16 protein-coding genes are annotated in these 16,506 nt (G+C 60.7%); 9 read left to right on the top strand and 7 right to left on the bottom strand.

From position 1 onward, the window contains the following. The first annotated feature begins 51 nt into the window (after window positions 1-51). From QMK52_RS20450 to QMK52_RS20440, 3 genes are all read left to right on the top strand, one after another. Window positions 52-1,686: a methyl-accepting chemotaxis protein gene (locus QMK52_RS20450; protein WP_122734185.1), complete on the top strand. Its 1,635-nt coding sequence runs from the start codon at window positions 52-54 to the stop codon at window positions 1,684-1,686. Window positions 1,687-1,928: 242 nt separating this feature from the next. Further along, window positions 1,929-2,492, top strand: coding sequence for a nicotinamide riboside transporter PnuC (gene pnuC, locus QMK52_RS20445; RefSeq protein ID WP_194438364.1), 564 nt, complete (start codon window positions 1,929-1,931; stop codon window positions 2,490-2,492). Beyond that, window positions 2,489-3,013 (top strand): AAA family ATPase, encoded by a 525-nt coding sequence (locus QMK52_RS20440; RefSeq protein WP_078821440.1) that lies wholly within the window; start codon window positions 2,489-2,491, stop codon window positions 3,011-3,013. Before pnuC ends, QMK52_RS20440 begins: the two co-directional genes overlap by 4 nt. 120 nt (window positions 3,014-3,133) lie before the next feature. On the opposite strand, the gene ggt is transcribed toward QMK52_RS20440, so the two are convergent. Together ggt and QMK52_RS20430 are read right to left on the bottom strand one after the other, a co-directional pair. After that, on the bottom strand, window positions 3,134-4,858 hold the full coding sequence (gene ggt, locus QMK52_RS20435) for a gamma-glutamyltransferase (protein WP_005788522.1): 1,725 nt from the start codon (window positions 4,856-4,858) through the stop codon (window positions 3,134-3,136). Window positions 4,859-4,873: 15 nt separating this feature from the next. Then, the gene (locus QMK52_RS20430) at window positions 4,874-5,110 is read right to left on the bottom strand and encodes a hypothetical protein (RefSeq protein ID WP_157264161.1); all 237 of its coding nucleotides are present in this window, start codon (window positions 5,108-5,110) and stop codon (window positions 4,874-4,876) included. Here QMK52_RS20430 and QMK52_RS20425 point away from each other — a divergent pair. Next, window positions 5,084-6,229 (top strand): MalY/PatB family protein, encoded by a 1,146-nt coding sequence (locus QMK52_RS20425; protein WP_194438367.1) that lies wholly within the window; start codon window positions 5,084-5,086, stop codon window positions 6,227-6,229. The two genes, QMK52_RS20430 and QMK52_RS20425, sit on opposite strands and share 27 nt — an antisense overlap. A 56-nt stretch (window positions 6,230-6,285) precedes the next feature. On the opposite strand, the gene QMK52_RS20420 is transcribed toward QMK52_RS20425, so the two are convergent. Then, the gene (locus QMK52_RS20420) at window positions 6,286-6,501 is read right to left on the bottom strand and encodes a TOBE domain-containing protein (protein ID WP_003173733.1); all 216 of its coding nucleotides are present in this window, start codon (window positions 6,499-6,501) and stop codon (window positions 6,286-6,288) included. A 377-nt stretch (window positions 6,502-6,878) separates the two neighbouring features. Between QMK52_RS20420 and QMK52_RS20415 the strand changes: the two genes are divergently transcribed. Beyond that, the gene (locus tag QMK52_RS20415) at window positions 6,879-8,129 is read left to right on the top strand and encodes a ribonucleotide-diphosphate reductase subunit beta (RefSeq protein ID WP_005788524.1); all 1,251 of its coding nucleotides are present in this window, start codon (window positions 6,879-6,881) and stop codon (window positions 8,127-8,129) included. 46 nt (window positions 8,130-8,175) lie between these two features. Here the strand turns inward: QMK52_RS20415 and QMK52_RS20410 are convergent, their stop codons facing one another. Continuing rightward, the gene (locus tag QMK52_RS20410; protein ID WP_005788525.1) at window positions 8,176-8,475 is read right to left on the bottom strand and encodes a putative quinol monooxygenase; all 300 of its coding nucleotides are present in this window, start codon (window positions 8,473-8,475) and stop codon (window positions 8,176-8,178) included. Between the two features lie 185 nt (window positions 8,476-8,660). On the opposite strand from QMK52_RS20410, the gene QMK52_RS20405 reads away from it, so the two are divergent. Then, a complete protein-coding gene (locus tag QMK52_RS20405; RefSeq protein ID WP_005788526.1) occupies window positions 8,661-9,146 on the top strand; it encodes a DUF1289 domain-containing protein in 486 nt (161 codons plus the stop codon). Between the two features lie 40 nt (window positions 9,147-9,186). Here the strand turns inward: QMK52_RS20405 and mdeB are convergent, their stop codons facing one another. Next, a complete protein-coding gene (gene mdeB / locus QMK52_RS20400; RefSeq protein ID WP_320403309.1) occupies window positions 9,187-11,865 on the bottom strand; it encodes an alpha-ketoglutarate dehydrogenase in 2,679 nt (892 codons plus the stop codon). Window positions 11,866-12,055: 190 nt separating this feature from the next. Between mdeB and QMK52_RS20395 the strand changes: the two genes are divergently transcribed. The 3 genes from QMK52_RS20395 (at window position 12,056) to QMK52_RS20385 (ending at window position 14,738) form a co-directional block, all read left to right on the top strand. After that, on the top strand, window positions 12,056-12,976 hold the full coding sequence (locus tag QMK52_RS20395) for a class I SAM-dependent methyltransferase (RefSeq protein WP_320403308.1): 921 nt from the start codon (window positions 12,056-12,058) through the stop codon (window positions 12,974-12,976). Window positions 12,977-13,124: 148 nt separating this feature from the next. Then, the gene (gene pcsA, locus QMK52_RS20390; RefSeq protein ID WP_005788529.1) at window positions 13,125-13,841 is read left to right on the top strand and encodes a phosphatidylcholine synthase; all 717 of its coding nucleotides are present in this window, start codon (window positions 13,125-13,127) and stop codon (window positions 13,839-13,841) included. A gap of 117 nt (window positions 13,842-13,958) precedes the next feature. Beyond that, complete coding sequence (locus QMK52_RS20385) at window positions 13,959-14,738, top strand: TSUP family transporter (RefSeq protein ID WP_005788530.1); 780 nt, start codon at window positions 13,959-13,961, stop codon at window positions 14,736-14,738. Here the strand turns inward: QMK52_RS20385 and nudC are convergent. Then, entirely contained in the window at window positions 14,706-15,539 is an 834-nt protein-coding gene (gene nudC, locus QMK52_RS20380; RefSeq protein ID WP_320403307.1) for an NAD(+) diphosphatase, read from the bottom strand. The two genes, QMK52_RS20385 and nudC, sit on opposite strands and share 33 nt — an antisense overlap. A 5-nt stretch (window positions 15,540-15,544) precedes the next feature. Beyond that, window positions 15,545-16,357, bottom strand: coding sequence for a crotonase/enoyl-CoA hydratase family protein (locus QMK52_RS20375; RefSeq protein WP_005788534.1), 813 nt, complete (start codon window positions 16,355-16,357; stop codon window positions 15,545-15,547). Window positions 16,358-16,506: the final 149 nt, after the last annotated feature.

Below are 16,506 nucleotides of genomic sequence, written 5' to 3'. Positions count from 1 at the left end.
GGAAATCTCGAAGCAGCACCACAATTATAAAGAGCATGGAGTGACAGGACGATGAACAGTTTGCGCAGCATGTCGATCAGCCGCCGCCTTTGGCTGATCCTGATAGTCGCCGTGTTGATGCTGCTGGCCTTGGGGCTGCTGATGCTGAACCAGATCCACGGCGACCTCTACCAGGCCAAGCGCCAGCAGACCCAGCACGTGGTGCAGACCGCCAGCGGCGTACTCGGGTATTACCAGAACCTGGAGAAAACCGGGGTACTGACCCGCGACGCCGCGCAGCAGCAAGCCCTGAGCGCGGTGCGTGGCCTGCGCTACGATCACGATGACTACTTCTGGATCAACGACCTCACCCCCGTGATGATCATGCACGCGGCCAACCCCAAGCTCGATGGCCAGAACCTCTCGGCGATTCGTGACCCGGATGGTTTCGCCGTGTTCAATGAGTTCGTGATTCTGGCCAAGGCCAAGGGCGCCGGCATCGTCAACTATCGCTGGCCGAAACCGGGCGCCGACGCACCGGTGGAGAAAACCTCCTATATCCAGCTGTTCGAACCCTGGGGCTGGATCATCGGCTCCGGCGTGTACGTGGATGATGTGCAGGCCGAGTTCAAGACCCAGGTATGGAAAGCCTCGGCAATCGGCCTGGGCATTGCACTGATGATGGCCGTGCTGGTGGTGCTGATCGCCCGCAGTATCGTGCAGCCGTTGCAGGCGGCGGTGAATGCCATGGGCAATATTGCCAGCGGTGAAAGCGACCTGACCCGCAGCCTGGACACCCATGGCAGCGACGAGCTTACCCAGCTGGCCCGCCATTTCAATGGCTTCACCGCCAAGTTGCGCCAGGTGGTCGGCCAACTGCAGACGTGCGCGAACGCGCTGGGCCAGTCATCCACGGAGCTGGGCCACAACGCCAGCCAGGCCCACGACCGCAGCCAGCAGCAATCGCAGCAGATGGAACTGGTGGCCACCGCCATCAACGAAGTCACTTACGGCGTGCAGGACGTGGCCAAGAATGCCGAGCACGCGGCCAGCGAAATGCGCGATGCCCAGGCCCAGGCGCAACAGGGCCAAGTGAATATTGACGGCAGTTTGCAGCAGATCGATCAGCTCTCCTCCACCATCAGCCAGGCTGTGGAGGTAATCCGCACGCTCTCCAGCGAAAGCACGCAGATCGGCGGCGTACTCGAAGTGATCCGTTCCATCGCCGACCAGACCAACCTGCTCGCCCTCAACGCCGCCATCGAAGCCGCCCGCGCCGGGGAGCAAGGCCGTGGCTTTGCGGTGGTTGCCGATGAAGTGCGCTTGCTGGCCCAGCGCACGCAAAAGTCCACCGCCGAAATCCAGGTGATGATCGAGCGCCTGCAAGGCCACTCGGAAGCGGCGGTCAAGGTCATCAGCGACAGCCACAGCGCCTCGCAACTGACCATCGAACAGGCCGGCCAGGCCGGAGCCAGCCTCACCGCCATCGGCCAGGCACTGCATAACCTCAACGGGTTGAATGCTTCGATTGCCAGCGCCACCCTGCAACAAGCCCATGTGGTGGAAGACATCAACCAGAACGTCACCCAGGCGGCCGGGCTGTCCCACAGCACGGCGCTGGCGGCGGAACAATCCAGCGTGGCGAGTGCGCAGTTGCGGGGCTTGAGTGAACAGCTTGATGGGCTGTTGCGCCAATTCCGAATCTAGCGCCGGGTAAATTGTGGGAAGGGGCTTGCTTAGCCCTATGTAGGAGCGAGCTTGCTCGCGAAAAACGTCAACGGTAACGCGTGTTTCCTGAGTAAACGCGGCGCCTCTGGGTTTTTCGCGAGCAAGCTCGCTCCTACACAGGGCATGGGGCAAGCCCCCTCCCACATTTGTATGGCTGTGTTTTGAGGATCGCTGAGCTCTGGGTACAATCACCGCCCTCTCCCACTTCCCAAGGATCCGCCATGTCCGGGCTTGAACTGTTCGCCGCCGCCCTGGGGGTGATCGCTGTCTGGCTGACGGTCAAACAAAACCCTTGGTGCTGGCCCATCGGCCTGGTGATGGTGCTGCTCTACACCTGGGTGTTTTTCGAGGTCAAGCTCTACTCCGACATGCTGCTGCAAGTGGTCTACGCCGCGTTGCAGGTGTATGGCTGGTGGCAATGGACCCGTGCCGGCGAAGTCAAACAGGGCCGTCAGGTCACCAGCCTGCGAGCGCCTGCGATCATGATCAGCCTGGCCGTAGGCGCCGTCGGCAGCCTGTTGCTTGGCGCCGCCATGGCCCACTGGACCGACGCCGCCCAACCCTGGCTCGACGCCGCCCTCACCGGTTTCAGCCTGGTGGCGCAGATGTGGATGGCGCAAAAGCGCGTGCAGTGCTGGGCGCTGTGGATTGTCGTTGACGTGATTTTTGTCGGCCTGTTTCTCTACAAAGGCCTCTATCTCACTGCGGCGCTCTATGCACTGTTTACCGTGATTGCGGTACAAGGCTGGCGCGAATGGCGCGCCGACCCGGCGTTGCACTCATGAAGGTGGTGGTATTGGCAGGCCCCGAATCCAGCGGCAAAAGCTGGTTGGCGGCGCAACTGCACGCGCACTTCGGCGGGTTGATGGTGGGTGAATACGTGCGGCATTTCATCGATCACCATCAGCGTGACACGACCCTGGCGGATATCCCCGCCATCGCCCATGGCCAATTAGCCTGGGAAGACAGCGCCCGCGCCCGGCATCCTGCGCTGTTGATCCTCGACACCCACCTGCTGACCAACAGGCTATGGAGCCAGACCCTGTTTGGCGATTACCCCGGTTGGCTTGATGACGAACTGCTGGCCCGGCAGTACGACCTGCACCTGCTGCTATCCCCCGAGGACGTGGAATGGAGCGCCGATGGCCAGCGCTGCCAGCCGGAACTGGCCGACCGCCGGGCGTTTTTCCAGGCCAGCCTGGAGTGGATGCAAGAGCATCAACAGCCGGTGGTGGTGATTCGCGGGGATTGGGAGCAGCGTCGCCAGGCGGCATTTTCCGCAGTAGAGCAGTTGCTCAAGCGCTGACACACTTCCCCTGTGGGAGCGGGCTTGCCCGCGAATGCTATGTATCAGCTAGCAAATGCATAGACTGACCCACCGCTTTCGCGGGCAAGCCCGCTCCCACATTTTTTACCGTACCAGGCTTTAGTAACCCAACGACAAGCCCGTGTTGCGCCGCGGATCGTTCGCCCCATAGAAACGATTGTTACCCACTGGCTTGCCACCCAGGGAAGGCGCGCCTACCAGGATCGCGGCCAAGTGGTTGGCATCTTGGGGGCCTGCAAACTTATGGCCCCAGCTTTCGAGGATCTTCTGGGTATCCGGGCTGACCGCAAAGGTCTCAAGGTTAGTGGTCTCGGGCATCCATTGCTGATGGAAGCGTGGTGCGTCGACCGCTTCCTGGATATTCATCTTGTAGTCGATCACATTCAGGATGGTCAGCAAGGTGGCGGTGATGATGCGGCTGCCACCTGGCGTGCCGACCACCATGACCGCCTTGCCGTCCTTGGTGACGATGGTCGGGCTCATCGACGACAGCGGCGCCTTGCCCGGAGCGATAGCGTTGGCTTCGCCCTGCACCAGCCCGTACATGTTCGGCACGCCGACCTTGACGGTGAAGTCGTCCATTTCATCGTTGAGGATCACCCCGGTCTTGCTCGCCATCACCCCGGCACCAAACCAGTCGTTGAGGGTGTAGGTCACCGAGACCGCGTTGCCCCATTTGTCGACGATCGAATAGTGAGTGGTGTTGTTGCCTTCGTGGGGTGACACCCCTGGCTTGATCGCCTGGGAATCACCGGCCTTTTGCGGCTCGATGGCAGCGCGCAGCTTGGTGGCGTAGTTCTTGTCCAGTAGATGCTCGATCGGGTTCTTCACGAAATCCGGATCGCCGAGGTAGCTGTTGCGGTCCACGTAGGCATGGCGCATCGCTTCGATCTGGTAGTGCAGGCCCTGGGCCGAGTGATAACCGAGGTCGGCCATCGGGTAGCCTTCGAGGATGTTCATGATCTGGCAGATCACCACGCCGCCCGAACTGGGTGGCGGCGCCGAGACCACATGGTAACCACGGTAATCGCACTCGATGGGCGCCAGTTCGCGGGTCTTGTACTTGTCGAGGTCGGCCTGGGTGATGATGCCCTTGCCGGCCTGGCTGGAATCCACCAAGGCCTTGGCCACCCAACCTTTATAGAAACCGTCGGTGCCCTTGGCGGAGATTTCCTTGAGGGTCCTGGCCAGGTCTTTTTGCACCAATTTCTGGCCCACCTGCAGCGGTTGGCCGTTGTGCAGGAAGATCCCGCGCAAATCCTGGTCTTTCTCGAATTCGCCAGTGGCGGTGTGCAACAGGTCGATATCGCCCTGCTCCAGCTCAAAGCCGTTTTCCGCCAGTTTGATCGCCGGGGCAATCACCTGGGCGCGCTTGAGAGTGCCGTATTTGCTCAGGGCCAGTTCCATACCGGAAACAGTACCCGGTACGCCGACCGCCAAATGGCCTTTGGCGCTGAGGCCCTCGACCACATTGCCGGCCTTGTCCAGATACATGTCGGCGGTGGCCGCCAACGGGGCCTTTTCGCGGAAGTCGAGGAAGGTCTTGCGTCCGTCCGCCAGTTGCACGGTCATGAAACCGCCGCCACCGAGGTTACCCGCCGCCGGGTACACCACCGCCAGCGCGTAGCCCACGGCAACGGCTGCATCCACTGCGTTGCCGCCGGCCTTGAGCACATCCACGCCGACATGGGTGGCCAGGTGCTGGGCCGTCACCACCATGCCATTTTCACCGGCTACCGGCGCCTGGGAAGCGGCTTGTACTCCGTTGACCGTCAACACCAACGCGGTGGCGATCAAGGTTCGGCGCAAAGGTTGGTATTTCATCCATGGCTACTCTGGTTATTGAGATGCACCAAAATAGCCCCTCCCCGATTCAATCCCCAGCGCAATGGCGTTTTTATTACAGAACTTGTCGGCCATGGAACGGACGCACAACGAAACGGCGAATAAATCGATGTGGGAGGGAGCAAGCCCCTCCCACATTTGTACCGTCAATGGCGCTAGAATCAGCGCCACTTTTTCGCCGCCGCTTTGATACGAGCCTTTTTCATGAGCTTTGATTTCGACACGCTCCACCCACGCCACGGTACCGGCAGTACCAAGTGGAGCCGTTACCCGCAAGACGTTCTGCCGATGTGGATCGCCGATATGGACATCGCCGCGCCGCCCGCTGTATTGCAAGCCCTGCACACGCGCCTCGACCAACAGATTCTTGGCTACAGCATGGCCGGCCCGGATGTGCGCGAGGCCATCATCGCGGACCTGTGGGCCAAGTACGCCTGGCGCGTACAACCTGAAGAACTGCTATTTCTGCCTGGCGTCGAGCCTGGGTTCAACATGGCCTTGCACGCCTTCGTCCAACCCGGTCAGGCGGTAGTGCTGCAAACCCCCAACTACCGGCCGATTCGCCTGGCACCCGGCAACTGGAACCTGCCGCGCATCGAAATGCCGTTCGAGTTGATCAACGGCGAATACGTCACGCCAATGCCTGCGATGCGCCAGGCATTGAGCGGTGCCGGTGCGCTGCTGCTGAGTAACCCGCACAATCCCATCGGCAAAGTATTCCCCCGCGAAGAACTGCAGGCCGTGGCCGACGCCTGCCTTGACAGCGGCGCGCTGATCATCAGCGACGAGATTCATGCCGAGCTGTGCTTCGATGGTCGTCGGCATATCCCCACCGCCAGCCTCAGCCCCGAAATTGCCCAACGCACCATCACCCTGATGTCGGCGAGCAAGGCGTATAACGTGGCGGGTTTGAAGACCTGCTTCGCCGTGGTGCAAAACGCCGAGCTGCGCGAGCGCTTCAATAACGCGCGCTGCGGCATGGTCGACAGCGTCAGCCCCCTGGGCCTGGAAGCCACTCGCGCGGCCTACAGCCAATGCGGCGACTGGCTCGCTGCGCTGTTGCAGTACCTGCAGGCCAACCGTGATTACCTGCTCGATGCGCTAAAGACCCGCCTGCCCGGTGTAGTGATGCACGCACCACAAGGTACCTTCCTGGCGTGGCTCGATTGCAGCGCATTGGGCCTGGAAGACCCGCAACGGTTCTTTCTGGAACAGGCCAGGGTCGGCCTGAGTGCCGGGATTGAATTTGGCGATGACAGCCAACAGTTCGTGCGCCTGAACTTCGGTTGCCCACGGGCGATGCTCGAGGAAGGTATACAGCGCATGGAACGTGCCTTGCGCCAGCGCTGACTTGCCCAGCGAAGCATTCGTGGGAGGGGTGAGCAATCCCCACCCACGTTATCCATTCACAACTTGGCGATGGACACTTCCGTCGACTTCACAAAAGCAATCACTTCGCTGCCCACCTTCAATTCCAGGTCACGTACCGAGCGCGTGGTAATCACCGAAGTAACAATGCCGGACGCCGTCTGCACGTCGATTTCCGACACAACTTCCCCCAGCAGAATTTCCTTGATTACGCCTTTGAACTGGTTGCGCACGTTGATCGCTTTGATGGTCATGTCGGCTTTCCTTTTGGCTGTTGGGTCAATCCGCACGAATGCGCAGGCCCCCAAAATGCGCCTCACGAGAAAACATTAAAAGGAATAAATAACTATTTATCCATTCCATAATGATATATGAGACGAATATCCTTCGGCGCCCATCTGCCCGGCGCCGCACGCTCGACAGCGACGTACGACCGCATATCTTGTGCGTTGACCAACCTTGTTACACACCATATAGTGTGCCCACAAACAGAACAGACCACTACATAGTGTGCAGAATCGGTATTTACCGACCACACTCAGCGCAGTATTTCAATGCCTGGTAGCCTGCAAATCGCACATTTTTTGGACGGGTTGAACACCGTCAGAACGGATCAGAAGGGAGTATTTCAATGCTGAGTTGGGATGAAGTCGACAACGAAGACACCGGTGCAGCGGTGATCAAAGGCGCCAACGCCGGCCATGCAAGCGAAGCCAACATGGACCGCCTCGACGGTGCCGGCGCCGCTGCTGCCCTGGAGGCGCGCAACGTGACCGCCAACGACTCCGCCGCGATCATCCGCGCCAAGGCCGCCCTGGACAAACTCGACGTCGCCGAAGGCCTCGCCGAGCTGGAAGGCTCCGCCGCCCGCGTCGCCGTAGACGAAAAGCGCATGATCAACTGCCGCGCCGACCTCAACCAACTCGTGCCTTTCAAGTACGACTGGGCCTGGCAGAAATACCTCGACGGCTGCGCCAACCACTGGATGCCGCAAGAGGTCAACATGACCGCCGACATCGCCCTGTGGAAAAACCCCGAAGGCCTGACCGACGACGAACGCCGCATCGTCATGCGCAATCTGGGCTTCTTCTCCACCGCCGACTCCCTGGTCGCCAATAACCTGGTGCTGGCCGTGTACCGCCTGATCACCAACCCGGAGTGCCGCCAGTACATCCTGCGCCAGGCCTTCGAAGAAGCGATCCACACCCACGCCTACCAGTACTGCATCGAATCGCTGGCCATGGATGAAGGCGAGATCTTCAACATGTACCACGAGATTCCATCGGTCGCCAAAAAGGCAGCCTGGGGCCTCAAGTACACCCGCTCGATCTCCGATCCGAAGTTCGAAACCGGCACCGTCGAGACCGACAAGGAACTGCTGCGTAACCTGGTCGCTTACTACTGCGTGCTGGAAGGCATCTTCTTCTACTGCGGCTTCACCCAGATCCTGTCCATGGGCCGCCGCAACAAGATGACCGGCGTGGCCGAGCAGTTCCAGTACATCCTGCGCGATGAGTCGATGCACCTGAACTTCGGTATCGATGTGATCAACCAGATCAAAATCGAAAACCCGCACTTGTGGGATGCCGAGATGAAGGAAGAAGCGACCCAGATGATTTTGCAGGGCACGCAGCTAGAGATTGAATATGCGCGCGACACCATGCCTCGCGGTGTGCTCGGTATGAACGCGGCGATGATGGAGGATTACCTCAAGTTCATCGCCAACCGTCGCCTGTCGCAGATTGGCTTGAAGGAAGAGTACCCAGGCACCACCAACCCGTTCCCGTGGATGAGCGAGATCATGGACTTGAAGAAAGAGAAAAACTTCTTCGAGACCCGTGTGATCGAGTATCAAACAGGTGGTGCGCTGAGCTGGGACTGACGTAACCCTGTAGGAGCGAGCAAGCTCGCTCCTACAGTCAATGGCGTCAGTCCGACACCTGCTCCAGGAAAATCAACTGCAACGGCTCGCTGAGCAAAGCATCCGCCGTGGCGGCAAAGTGCTGGAAGTACGGCGTGGCAAAATGCTCATCCAGTGCTGCCTGGCTCTTGAATGCCTCGCGCATATAGAACGTGCCGGGTTCATCGCGTCGCTCGAACAACACGTAATCCAGATTGCCAGGTTCGGCCCGCGTCGGTTCGATCAGGCTCAGCAAGCCAGTCTTGAGCGCGTGCTCTTGGCCAGGTTTTGCCTTGAGTACGGCGAGGGATACCAGGGGTTTTGGCATGGCGATGTCTCTATGAGTGGGTGGGTTGGAACAGCCGGCAACAGCGGTGAACATCACGGCATACAGCCAGGGTTTGATCGGTGTTCTCATGGGTGTCGCTCGCAATGGATTGAAGCCATCGTTGCCCATTTGGCGACGCAGAAACACTGACTAAATACGCTTACACTTTCTTCAAAGGCTTGAAAATGCCGCACTCCATCAAGACCCCTTGCGTCGGCCTGTGCTCCACCGTCTACGGTGATCTGGTCTGTCGGGGCTGCAAGCGCTATCACCACGAGGTGATCCAGTGGAATGGCTATAACGCCGAGGAAAAACAGGCGGTATGGCTGCGCCTGGAACAGCTACTGGTGCAGGTGATGGCCAGCAAGCTGGAAGTGTTCGACCCACACTGCCTGCGACAGCAGCTGGAGGCCCGCAAGATTCGCTTTATGCCGCACCAGTCGCCGTATTGCTGGGCATACCAGCTGATCGCGCGGGGTGCGCGGGTGATTTCCAGGCTGGATGCCTATGGATTGGCATTGCTGCCGGAGTTTCGCGAGCGCCACTTGGCGGATTTGCGCGATGCGATAGATCGGGAATTCTTTCTGCTTTCAGAGGCGCATTACGAGCGCTATATCGCCCCGGGTTTCCTCAAGGATGCCTTCGGGCCAGCCCTGATCGCCACACTCTAATGTGGGAGCAAGTCGAATCGTCGCACCGCCCCTCCCACAATCAGCAGGTCCAGGGCGCATCCCGTTCTGGCTGCAACCCGTAGAGATGAATCGCGCGCTGACACACCGCCGGCGCCAAACTCCCCTGCTCCACCAATGCCGTCAACGCTGCCAGCACAATATGGTGCCGATCCACCTCAAAGAAATCACGCAACGCCGCCCGTGTATCACTGCGCCCAAACCCATCGGTGCCGAGCACGGTGTAGCCCGAATCCACGTACGAGCCAATCATCTGCGGCACTGCCCGCACATAGTCGGACACGGCAATCACCGGTGCGCCTTTGGGCAAACAGTCATGCAAATGACTGACACGCTTGATGCTCTGCGGATGCAGGCGATTCCAGCGCTCCACCTCTCTCGCTTGCCGCGCCAGTTCACTGAAGCTGGTGACGCTGTACACCGCGCTTTGCACCTGCCAGTCGTCCATCAGCAACTGCGCCGCCGCCAGGGCCTCACGCACCAGCGTGCCGGAGCCGAGCAGGCGCACCTGCGCGTCCTGCGTACCCTGCAAGCGATACATGCCCTTGATGATCGCGCCTTCCACGCCTTCCGGCAGGCTGGGTTGCGCGTAGTTTTCGTTCATCAGCGTCACGTAGTAGAACTCGTCGACATCCTGCTCCAGCATCCGACGCATACCGTGGTCGAGGATCACCGCAAACTCACCGGCGAACGCTGGATCGTAGGCGCGGCAATTGGGCACGGCGGCGGCAGCAAGGTGGCTGCTGCCGTCCTGATGCTGCAAACCTTCGCCGCCCAGGGTGGTGCGCCCGGCCGTGGCGCCGAGCAGGAAGCCCCGGGCACGCTGGTCGGCAGCCGCCCAGATCAGGTCGCCCACGCGCTGAAAACCGAACATTGAGTAATAGATATAGAAGGGCAACATGCGCAGGCCATGCACCGAGTAACTGGTCGCGGCGGCCACCCAGGAACTGATGGCGCTGGCTTCGCTGATGCCTTCTTCCAGGATCTGCCCGTCGGTGGCTTCGCGGTAACTGAGGATCGAGCCGATGTCTTCCGGCTCATAGTGCTGGCCGACACTGGAGTAGATGCCAATCTGCTTGAACAGGTTGGCCATGCCAAACGTACGCGCCTCGTCGGCAACGATGGGCACGATGCGCGGCCCCAATTGTCCGTCTTTGAGCAAGTGGGTGAGCATACGGACGAAGGCCATGGTGGTAGACATTTCCTTGCCTTCGGCGGCCGTGGCGAAACCCGCATAACCGCTCATCGACGGCACACTGACACGCGCGGCAAGCTGGCTGCGGCTGGGCACGTAACCGCCCAGGGCCTTGCGGCGCTGGTGCAGGTAGCGCAATTCCAGGCTGTCATCGGCCGGCTTGAAAAAACTCAAGGACTCGACCTGCTCATCCGACAGCGGCAATTGGAAGCGATTGCGAAAGGCAATCAGCGCCTGGCGATCAAGCTTCTTCTGTTGGTGAGTGGTCATCTTGCCCTGCCCGGCTTCGCCCATGCCAAAACCTTTTTTGGTCTGGGCCAGGATCACCGTGGGTTTGCCCTTGGTCCGGCGGGCAGCGTGGTAAGCGGCGTGGATCTTGACCATGTCATGGCCGCCACGCTTGAGGCGGTCGATCTGCTCATCGCTCAGGCTCTCGACCAGCTTGGCCAGGGATTCACTCTGGCCAAAAAAATGCTCGCGGTTATAGGCGCCATCCTTGGCGGCGAAGGTTTGGAACTGGCCATCCACGGTCTGCGAAAGGGTTCGGACCAATGAGCCGTCGGCGTCCTTGGCGAGCAACGCATCCCAGTCCGAGCCCCACACCAGTTTGATCACGTTCCAACCGGCGCCGCTGAACAAGGCCTCCAACTCGTCGATGATGCGCCCATTGCCGCGTACCGGGCCGTCGAGGCGTTGCAGGTTGCAGTTGACGACCCAGGTCAGGTTATCCAGGCCCTCGCGGGCGGCCAGGGTCAGGGCTGACATGCTTTCCGGTTCGTCCATTTCGCCGTCGCCGAACACGCCCCATACATGGCGGTCCGAGGTGTCCTGCAAGCTGCGGTGCTGCAGGTAACGCATAAAGCGCGCCTGGAAAATCGAGCTGATGGGGCCAATGCCCATGGAACCGGTGGGGAACTGCCAGAAGTCGGGCATCAACCATGGATGGGGATAGCTGGACAGCCCGCGAGCGCCCTCCTTCGGCCCACCGATTTCTTGGCGGTAGTGGGCCAGATCCTGTTCTGTCAGGCGCCCTTCAAGGTAGGCACGGGCATAAATACCGGGTGCTGAATGGGGCTGGTAGAACACCAGGTCACCGCCGGATTGCTCGCTGCGGGCGCGGAAAAAGTGGTTGAAGCCCACTTCGAACAAATCCGCGGCGCTAGCGTAACTGGCGATATGCCCGCCCAGTTCGCCATACGCCTGATTGGCGCGCACCACCATGGCCAGGGCATTCCAGCGCACCAGCGAGGCGAGGCGCTCTTCGGTTGCCAGGTCGCCGGGAAAAGCCGACTGCTGCTCGACGCTGATGCTGTTGATATACGGTGTGCCGTGGCGGGGTTTCCAGTCGATGCCCGGCGCACCGCCTTCGCGGGCCAGCAGGTCGAGAATTTCGCGGGCCCGGGCGGGGCCGGCATTGGCCACCAGCGAGGCCAGGGCATCACTCCACTCATCCAGCTCCTGCTGATCCTGCGCCGTGTGATTGACTGCGTGGGCGAAACCGTTCATGGGCACCTCCGGACTTTTTTCCAGTTTATGTCGGTGCTGAAGGATTTTTTGCCTGTTATCAGGCTCACCCAACAGAATTTTGAGCATGAATCACTGTAGATCGGCTTTATTCCAGCACGTTGTGCTCATGCACCCGCAAACCCGGCAATTGTGTTTAAAATGCCGCCCGCCCGATGACTGACGCACAACGATGAACCCAGACGCACTCGCTACCCTTCACGCCCACTTGCTGACCGCCCTGGCTGACGCACCGGTGGAAACCCGGCGCCTGTTCCATGGCCGCGGCCGTTGCTGGCCGGGCCTGGAACAACTGACGGTGGACTGGCTGCAAGGGGTGGTGCTGGTGGCGCTGTTCAAGGAAACCGAGCACCTGCAAGCGCTCAAGCAGACGCTGCTGCACATCGACTGGGCGGGCGTTGGCGCGCGCGCAGTGGCCCTGCAACACCGCTACCTGCCGCAAAGCACCACCGAGTGGTTGGTGGGTGAGGCCATCGATGAGTTGACCATCACCGAAGGCGGCCTGCGGTACCTGATCGACCTGGGCAAAAAACAGAACAGCGGGCTATTTCTCGACATGCGCTACGGGCGCAACTGGGTGCGCGAACAGGCCCAAGGCCAGCGTGTGCTGAATTTGTTTGCCTATACCTGCGGTTTTTCGGTGGCCGCCATCGAAGGCGGCGCCGACCATGTGGTGAACCTGGACATGGCCCGTGGCGCCCTCAGTCGTGGCCGCGACAACCATCGCCTGAACGTGCACGACCTGAGCAAAGTCACCTTTTTGGGCCACGACTTGTTCAAGTCCTGGGCCAAGGTCACCCACAGCGGCCCCTACGATCTGGTGATCATCGACCCGCCGTCGTTCCAGAAAGGCAGCTTCCTGCTGACCAAGGACTACCAGCGCGTGCTGCGCCGCCTGCCGGACTTGCTCACCGCCCAGGGTACGGTGCTGGCGTGCATGAACGACCCAGCCTTCGGCGAGGATTTCCTGATTGACGGTGTAACCCGCGAGGCACCGGGCCTGCGCTTTGTGCAGCGCCTGGACAACCCGCCGGAATTCCCCGACGTCGATCCGCAAAGTGGGTTGAAGGCCCTGGTGTTCCGTCAGGGTTGATGCCGAATCGTCCTACGCTTGCTACGCTTACGCAGACACCGGGCGGTGAACCTTATCCCCCTCTTCCCGGTCGATACCTGCATTCCCCGGCCAGACTCGACGGCGCTACGTTGTCGGCTGCCCCGTTTGACCTTTTGGAGAACCGCCCGTGATATCGACCCTGCATGTAGCCAGACTCAAAGCCTGGGGCGCCCACGGCTTTACCGCCACCGGAGTGGTACTGGCCTTCCTGGCCACCCTGGCGCTGCTGGAAAACTCCCCCAAGGCGTGCCTGCTGTGGCTGGGCCTGGCGCTGGTGGTGGATGGCGTCGATGGCTCGCTGGCGCGACGGGTGAATGTCAGCACGGTATTGCCCAGCTTTGACGGCTCGGTCCTGGACCTGGTGATCGATTACCTCACCTATGTGTTCATCCCCGCACTGTTTATCTACCGCTATATCGACCTGCCGGAATTTACCCACCTGTTTACGGTGTCGGTGATTCTGGTGTCTTCGCTGTTCTGCTTTTGCAATGTGAACATGAAGAGCAAGGACAACTACTTCGTCGGCTTCCCCGCCGCCTGGAACGTGGTCGCCCTGTGCGTGTACATCATCCAGCCTGACGCCTGGGTCACCTTGCTGACCGTGATCGGCCTGGCCCTGTTGACCGTGACACCGATGAAGTTTTTGCACCCATTCCGGGTCAAGCGCTTCATGCCGATCAATATTGCGGTGACTACGATCTGGTTGCTGTGCAGCTTTTTGATGGTGGTGGACTATCCCAACACCAACCCGTGGACGTTTGGCTTGTGGTCGCTGATGTCGGCGTATTTCCTGGGCATTTGCATCTGGCGTACGGCGCTGGAGTGGCTGGGAACCCACAAATAGCCAAGCAGACGGGTTTAAAAATGTGGGAAGGGCTTGCTCCCACATTTGGTTCTGCGTGCATTCGGCAGGTAAGATGGCGGCCTTCGCATAGCGCACCTCCAACAATAAGCCCTGCCCATGCCCTTCGAACTCAGCGTTGACCTCACCACCCTGGCCATCCTGGCCGTCGTTGCCTTTATCGCCGGTTTTATCGACGCCATCGCCGGCGGCGGCGGGCTGCTGACCACACCGGCCCTGCTCACCGCCGGGATGCCGCCTCACCTGGTACTGGGCACCAACAAACTCAGCTCCACCTTCGGCTCGGCCACCGCCAGTTTCACCTTTTACCGGCGCAAGCTGTTCCACCCGCGCCAATGGGTGCACGCCATCGTCGGTACATTGATCGGCGCGCTGACCGGTGCGGTGGTCGCCCACTACCTGCCCGCCGAAACCCTGAACAAGATGCTGCCGGTGATCGTCTTTGCCTGCGGGGTGTACCTGTTGTTCGGCGGTACGCCAAAGGCGCCGGTGGATGCCGAAGCACCGATCAAGAAGAAATGGCAGGCCACCCAGGGCTTTGGCCTGGGCTTCTACGACGGCGTGGCCGGGCCTGGCACCGGTGCATTCTGGACCGTCAGCACGATGCTGCTGCACCCCATCGACCTGGTGAAGGCCAGCGGCGTCGCGCGCAGCATGAACTTCGTCAGCAACGCGGCGGCGCTGACGGTGTTTATCATCAACGGCTCGGTAGACTGGATCGTCGGGCTGGCGATGGGCGTGTCAGTGATGTGTGGCGCGTTCTTTGGCGCACGCAGCGCAATCAGCGGCGGCGCCAAATTCATTCGCCCGGTGTTTATCACCGTGGTGCTGGGCCTGACCGTACGCCTAGCCTGGCAGCACTGGTTCAGCGTGGCCTAAGCGGCGGGCCACGTAAAGGTCGATCAGGTAACGCGCAATCGAACGTGACGCCGGCAACGGCGGCAGTTCGTGGATGTTGAACCACTGCGCATCCTCGATCTCGTCGGCCTGGGGCACGATGTCGCCACCGGCGTACTCGGCGTGGAAACCCAGCATCATCGAATGGGGGAACGGCCAGCACTGGCTGCCCATGTACTGGATATTCTTCACTTCTATCTGCACTTCCTCGCGCACTTCGCGGATCAGGCAGTCTTCGGCCGATTCGCCGGGTTCGGCAAAGCCGGCCAAGGTGCTGTAGACCCCTGTGACGAAACGTGGCGAGCGCGCCAGCAGGATCTCGTCGCCACGGGTCACCAGCACGATCATGCTCGGCGAAATCCGTGGGTAGCTGCGCAGGTCGCAAGGCGCGCAGTACATCGCCCGCTCCCGTGGGACCTGAACCATGGCCTGGCCGCAACTGCCGCAGAAGCGATGCTCCCGCGCCCAGGTGCCGATCTGGGCGGCGTAACCCAGCACTCTGTAGAGAGTGTGATCACTCTGGAGCATGAAACCGCGCAGCCCCTGCCAACTGCACCCTGGCACATCGGCAGCACTGTCGAGTTCCAGCAAGTACACCGGTTCACCATCGAGGTGGCCGATGCCGTGTTCAGCGAACACCGGCAGGTCCTGGCGTTTAAGCCACTCCCGAGGGAACAGAGGGCCATTGGCGTCATGCAAAAAGCCCTCACGGCTGCGGGCGACGGCCCAGCCACCGACGGCGTCGTTATCCAGCAGCGTTGTGGTAATCCAGCCTGGGGTCATATCAGTCAATCCACGAATTCAGGTTTCTGCTTGCTCATATGGGCCGCGATGGCCACGCGCAAGTCGTTGGATTGCAACATAGCCGAGTTCCAGGTGGCAACGTATTCCAGGCCGTCATTGACTGTGTGGTCACGCATGTAGCTGATCATGGCTTTGGTGCCGGTCACGGCGATTGGCGACTTGGCGGCGATTTCATGGGCGATTTCCATAACGCCGGCCAGCAGGCTGTCCTGATCGGCATACACGCGATTGACCAGGCCGAGGCTGCGCGCTTCTTCGGCACCGAACTGGCGACCGGTGTAGGCCAACTCACGCAACATGCCGTCGCCGATGATGCGCGGCAGGCGTTGCAAAGTGCCTACGTCAGCAGCCATGCCGATGTCGATTTCCTTGATCGAGAACTGCGCACCTTCGGCCGCGTAGCGCATGTCGCAGGCGCTGATCAGGTCAATGGCCCCGCCAATGCAGTAGCCCTGGATCGCCGCGAGTACCGGCTTGCGGCAATGGTCGACCGCGTTGAACGAGGCTTGCAACTCGAGGATCTTGCGCCGTAACAGGCGCGCATTGCGCCCCACGTCCTTGCTGAACTCGTTGGCTATCGAGGCCAGCATCATCAAGTCGATACCCGAAGAGAAATGCTTGCCCGCACCACTGAGCACCACGGCGCGCACGGCATCGGTGTCGTCGATCCATTGGAAGATGTCGATGATTTCGGTCCAGAACGCCGCGTTCATGGCGTTGATCTTTTCCGGGCGATTGATCTGCACATGGGCAACGTTGCCGCTCAGTTCGACGACGAAGGCTTGGTATTCGGACATGGCAGTGATCCCTGACTGGCGATTGAGAAAGGCCAGACTATATCAAGGGTGCGCCACGGCGCATCGGCCAAAAGCGGGACTGGCCACGGTGAGGGAAAAGACGCTGGATAAAACCCGGTGCACACGCCATCCTTTGCGCTTTAAGCCGC

Source organism: Pseudomonas sp. P9_2, assembly GCF_034008255.1.
Lineage (GTDB): Bacteria > Pseudomonadota > Gammaproteobacteria > Pseudomonadales > Pseudomonadaceae > Aquipseudomonas > Aquipseudomonas synxantha_A.
This window is presented reverse-complemented; position numbering and strand designations above follow the sequence as displayed.

Bases quoted from the DNA above. Each gene is read 5' to 3' on its own strand.
- QMK52_RS20450 (WP_122734185.1), top strand. From the start codon at position 52: ATGAACAGTTTGCGCAGCATGTCGATCAGCCGCCGCCTTTGGCTGATC.
- pnuC (WP_194438364.1), top strand. From the start codon at position 1,929: ATGTCCGGGCTTGAACTGTTCGCCGCCGCCCTGGGGGTGATCGCTGTC.
- QMK52_RS20440 (WP_078821440.1), top strand. From the start codon at position 2,489: ATGAAGGTGGTGGTATTGGCAGGCCCCGAATCCAGCGGCAAAAGCTGG.
- ggt (WP_005788522.1), bottom strand. From the start codon at position 4,858: ATGAAATACCAACCTTTGCGCCGAACCTTGATCGCCACCGCGTTGGTG.
- QMK52_RS20425 (WP_194438367.1), top strand. From the start codon at position 5,084: ATGAGCTTTGATTTCGACACGCTCCACCCACGCCACGGTACCGGCAGT.
- QMK52_RS20420 (WP_003173733.1), bottom strand. From the start codon at position 6,501: ATGACCATCAAAGCGATCAACGTGCGCAACCAGTTCAAAGGCGTAATC.
- QMK52_RS20415 (WP_005788524.1), top strand. From the start codon at position 6,879: ATGCTGAGTTGGGATGAAGTCGACAACGAAGACACCGGTGCAGCGGTG.
- QMK52_RS20410 (WP_005788525.1), bottom strand. From the start codon at position 8,475: ATGCCAAAACCCCTGGTATCCCTCGCCGTACTCAAGGCAAAACCTGGC.
- QMK52_RS20405 (WP_005788526.1), top strand. From the start codon at position 8,661: ATGCCGCACTCCATCAAGACCCCTTGCGTCGGCCTGTGCTCCACCGTC.
- mdeB (WP_320403309.1), bottom strand. From the start codon at position 11,865: ATGAACGGTTTCGCCCACGCAGTCAATCACACGGCGCAGGATCAGCAG.
- QMK52_RS20395 (WP_320403308.1), top strand. From the start codon at position 12,056: ATGAACCCAGACGCACTCGCTACCCTTCACGCCCACTTGCTGACCGCC.
- QMK52_RS20385 (WP_005788530.1), top strand. From the start codon at position 13,959: ATGCCCTTCGAACTCAGCGTTGACCTCACCACCCTGGCCATCCTGGCC.
- nudC (WP_320403307.1), bottom strand. From the start codon at position 15,539: ATGACCCCAGGCTGGATTACCACAACGCTGCTGGATAACGACGCCGTC.
- QMK52_RS20375 (WP_005788534.1), bottom strand. From the start codon at position 16,357: ATGTCCGAATACCAAGCCTTCGTCGTCGAACTGAGCGGCAACGTTGCC.